Raw genomic sequence first — 3,787 nt, 5'->3', positions numbered from 1 at the left:
CGCAACGGCTCGGGCAAGTCGACGCTGCTGAAGATCGCGGCCGGCCTTGTCGAGCCCGACGGCGGCACGCGCTTCGTGCAGCCCGGCGCCACGGTTCGCTATCTGCCGCAGGAGCCTGACTTCGGCGAGCACAAGACCATCCTGGCCTATGTCGAGTCCGGTCTCGCTCCCGGCGACGACCAGCATCAGGCGCGCTATCTCTTGGAGCAGCTCGGGCTTACGGGCGATGAGAACCCGCATGATGTCTCTGGCGGCGAAGCCCGTCGCGCGGCGCTGGCGTATGTGCTGGCGCCCTCGCCCGACATCCTGCTGCTGGACGAGCCGACCAACCACCTCGATCTCGCCACCATCGAATGGCTGGAACAGGAGCTGGACAGCCGCCGCAGCGCGCTGGTGATCATCAGCCACGACCGCCGCTTCCTGACCAACCTGTCGCGTTCCACGGCGTGGCTCGACCGCGGCAAGATCAAGCAGATCGACCGCGGCTTTGCCTCGTTCGAGACCTGGCGCGACGAGGTGCTGGCGGAGGAAGAGCGCGACCAGCACAAGCTCGACCGCAAGATCGTCGACGAAGAGCACTGGCTGCGCCACGGCGTCTCCGGCCGGCGCAAGCGCAACGTCAAGCGCCTCGCCAATCTGCACACGCTGCGCGATCAGCGCCGCAACTATCGCGGCACGGCCGGCACCGCCAGTCTCGCTGCGGCCGAAGCGGAGCAGTCCGGCAAGCTGGTGATCGAGGCGAAGGGCATCACCAAGGCCTATGGCGAGCGCAAGATCGTCGAGAATTTCTCGACCCGCATCCAGCGCGGCGACCGGCTCGGCATCATCGGGCCGAACGGCGCCGGCAAGACCACGCTGGTCAATCTGCTCACCGGCGGCATGCAGCCGGATTCCGGCACGATACGTCTCGGCGCCAATCTGGAGACGGCCACGCTCGACCAGCACCGCGAAAGCCTCGATCCCAAATCGACGCTGGCGGAAGCCCTGACCGGCGGGCGCGGCGATCAAATCATGGTCGGCGGCAAGCCGAAGCACGTCGTCGGCTACATGAAAGACTTCCTGTTCGGGCAGGAGCAGCGCGGCACGCCGGTGGAGGTACTCTCCGGCGGCGAGCGCGGCCGACTGATGCTGGCGCGCGCGCTGGCAAAGCCCTCGAATCTCCTGGTGCTGGACGAGCCGACCAACGATCTCGATCTCGAAACGCTCGACGTTCTCGAGGAGATGCTCGGCGACTACGAGGGCACCGTGATCCTGATCAGCCACGACCGCGACTTCCTCGACCGCGTCGTCACCTCCGTGATCGCGCCGGAAGGCAACGGCAAGTGGATCGAATATGCCGGCGGCTACAGCGACATGCTGACCCAGCGCGGCGCGGACCTGAAGCGCGAGACGGCGAAGGCGCAAGCCCCGGCGGAGAAGAAAGAGGAGCGGCCGGCCGCTCCCGCCTCGTCGGCCAAGCGGAAGCTGAGCTTCAACGAGAAGCACGCACTGGAGACGCTGCCGAAGAAGATGGAGATGCTGCAGGCCGACATCGCCAAGCTGCAGCGCGTGCTCGACGATCCCAACCTCTATGCCAAGGATCGCAAGAGATTCGACGATACATCCGCCGCCATCGCCAAGGCGCATGAAGATTTGTCGGCCGCCGAAGAGCGCTGGCTCGAACTCGAAATGCTGCGTGAAGAGATAGAACAGGCATAAATCATGACAACTGCTCTCGCCGCCAAGATCGCCCGCGAATACGGCACACCCTGCGCCGTCATCGACATGGACAAGGTCGAGCGCAACATTGCGCGGATCCAGAAAGCCTGCGACGAGGCAGGCGTCGCCAACCGCCCCCACATCAAGACGCACAAGAACCCGACCATCGCGAAGATGCAGGTCGCGGCCGGCGCGAAGGGCATCACCTGTCAGAAGCTTGGCGAAGCCGAGATCATGGCCAATGCCGGCATCGACGACATCCTGATCAGCTACAATCTGCTTGGCGAAGAGAAGATGGCGCGGCTCGGCGCGCTCCAGGCCAAGGCCAACATGACGGTGGCTGCCGACAATTCCACCGTCGTCGCGGGACTACCGAAGGCGGCGGCCGCGTCAGGCCGCCCGCTCTCGGTCGTGGTCGAATGCGATACCGGCCGCAAGCGCGCCGGTGTCGAGACGCCGGCTGAGGCCATTGCGCTGGCGCGCGAGATCGCCGCGTCCAAGGGGCTGCAGTTCGCCGGCTTCATGCTCTATCCGACCGAGACCGGCTGGGCGGATGCGCAGAAATTTTACGACGAGGCGCTGGCCGGCGTGCGCGCGCACGGACTGGATGCGAAGATCGTCTCGACCGGCGGCACGCCGAACCTGAAAAATCTCGGCAAGCTGAAGGGCGGCACCGAGCACCGCTTCGGCACCTATATCTACAACGACCGCATGCAGGTCGCGGCCGGCTCTGCCAGCTGGGACGACTGCGCGCTGCACATCTATTCGACGGTGGTGAGCCGCGCCGCGCCCGAGCGCGGCATCCTCGATGCCGGCTCGAAGACGCTGACGACCGACACCGGCGGGCTCGACGGCCACGGCCTGATCCTGGAACACCCCGAAGCAAAGATCGCGCGCTTCGCCGAGGAGCACGGCTTCCTCGACCTGTCCCGCAGCAACACGCGGCCCAATGTCGGCGACGTCGTCCGCATCGTGCCGAACCACGTCTGCGTCGTCGTCAACATGATGGACGAGGTCGTGATGGTGCGGGGCGAGGAGATCATCGGCACGCTGCCGGTGGCGGCGCGGGGAAAGCTTCGGTAGGGGCAAACTGTCGTAGGGCGGGCAAAGCGAAGCGTGCCCACGACTTCTCGTCGTAACCGCGAAAGATCGTGGGCACGGCGCTTCGCGCCTTTGCCCACCCTACGAGTTTTCGGGAGGACTGCGCTCTCTCAGCCGTCATTGCGAGGAGCCCGTGACAAAATTGCGTAGCAGTTTTGCACTGGTGCGACGAAGCAATCCAGACTATTTCCGCAGAGGCAGTCTGGATTGCTTCGCTGCGTTCGCAATGACGGTGGTTAGGGGTTGAGCCACGCCAGCACGCCCCGGCCCGCAGCGGCCCCCGTCGCGAATGAGGCCTGCAGCAGATAGCCACCGGTTGGCGCCTCCCAGTCCAGCATCTCGCCGGCGGCGAACACGCCCGGCTGCTTTCGCAGCATGAATTGATCGTCGAGTTCGTCGAAACTAACTCCACCCGCAGTCGAGATCGCACGATCGATTGGGGCAACGCCCGTGAGCCGAACGGGGATTGCATTGACCAGGCGCGCAAGCTCGGCCGGCGAGAACGAGGCCAGCGGCCGGCCCGAGGCGATGGCGGCCTCCTGCATCAGGCCGATGCCGACCGGCGACAATTGCGCAGCCTTGCGCAGGAAATTCGCGAGCGACTGCTTGCCGCGCACCCCTGATAGCCGCGTGGTCAGTGCCGCGGCGTCGAGGTCGGGCCGCAATGCGATCATCAGCGTCGCCTGCCCGAGACTCAGCACCGCCTCCCGCAGTTCCGCCGACAGCGCGTAGATCGCGCCGCCTTCGATGCCGCCCCGCGTGATCATCGCTTCGCCGCGCACCGTGTGTGCACCAACCGTCAGCGCCACGCCCTTGAGCGGCTGGCCTTCGAAGCGATCGCGGAAGACGTCGGACCAGGCGACCGTGAAGCCGGAATTGGCTGGCCGCAGTTTTGAGATGGCGACGCCTCTTGCCGCGAGGAGTTCGACCCAGCCGCCATCCGACCCGAGCCGCGGCCAGCTCGCGCCGCCGAGTGCGAGGACCGTGG

General features: G+C 66.1%; 3 protein-coding genes. 2 read left to right on the top strand and 1 reads right to left on the bottom strand.

Features of this window, described 5'->3' with window-relative positions:
• Together MOV75_RS30410 and MOV75_RS30405 are read left to right on the top strand one after the other, a co-directional pair.
• The coding region (locus MOV75_RS30410) for an ABC-F family ATP-binding cassette domain-containing protein (RefSeq protein ID WP_247007164.1) at positions 1–1,698 on the top strand (1,698 nt) is incomplete at its 5' end.
• Positions 1,699–1,701: 3 nt separating this feature from the next.
• On the top strand, positions 1,702–2,781 hold the full coding sequence (locus MOV75_RS30405; protein ID WP_247007163.1) for a D-TA family PLP-dependent enzyme: 1,080 nt from the start codon (positions 1,702–1,704) through the stop codon (positions 2,779–2,781).
• Between the two features lie 254 nt (positions 2,782–3,035).
• On the opposite strand, the gene MOV75_RS30400 is transcribed toward MOV75_RS30405, so the two are convergent.
• On the bottom strand, positions 3,036–3,787 hold a 752-nt coding region (locus tag MOV75_RS30400), incomplete at its 5' end, for a TIGR03862 family flavoprotein (RefSeq protein ID WP_247007162.1).

Source organism: Bradyrhizobium sp. PRIMUS42 (assembly GCF_023006515.1).
Taxonomy (GTDB): domain Bacteria; phylum Pseudomonadota; class Alphaproteobacteria; order Rhizobiales; family Xanthobacteraceae; genus Bradyrhizobium.
The sequence above is the reverse complement of the archived record's forward strand: the minus strand, read 5'-3'. Positions and strand labels throughout refer to the sequence as shown.

Excerpts from the sequence above, each read along its gene's own strand:
- MOV75_RS30405 (WP_247007163.1), top strand. The coding sequence starts at position 1,702 with ATGACAACTGCTCTCGCCGCCAAGATCGCCCGCGAATACGGCACACCC.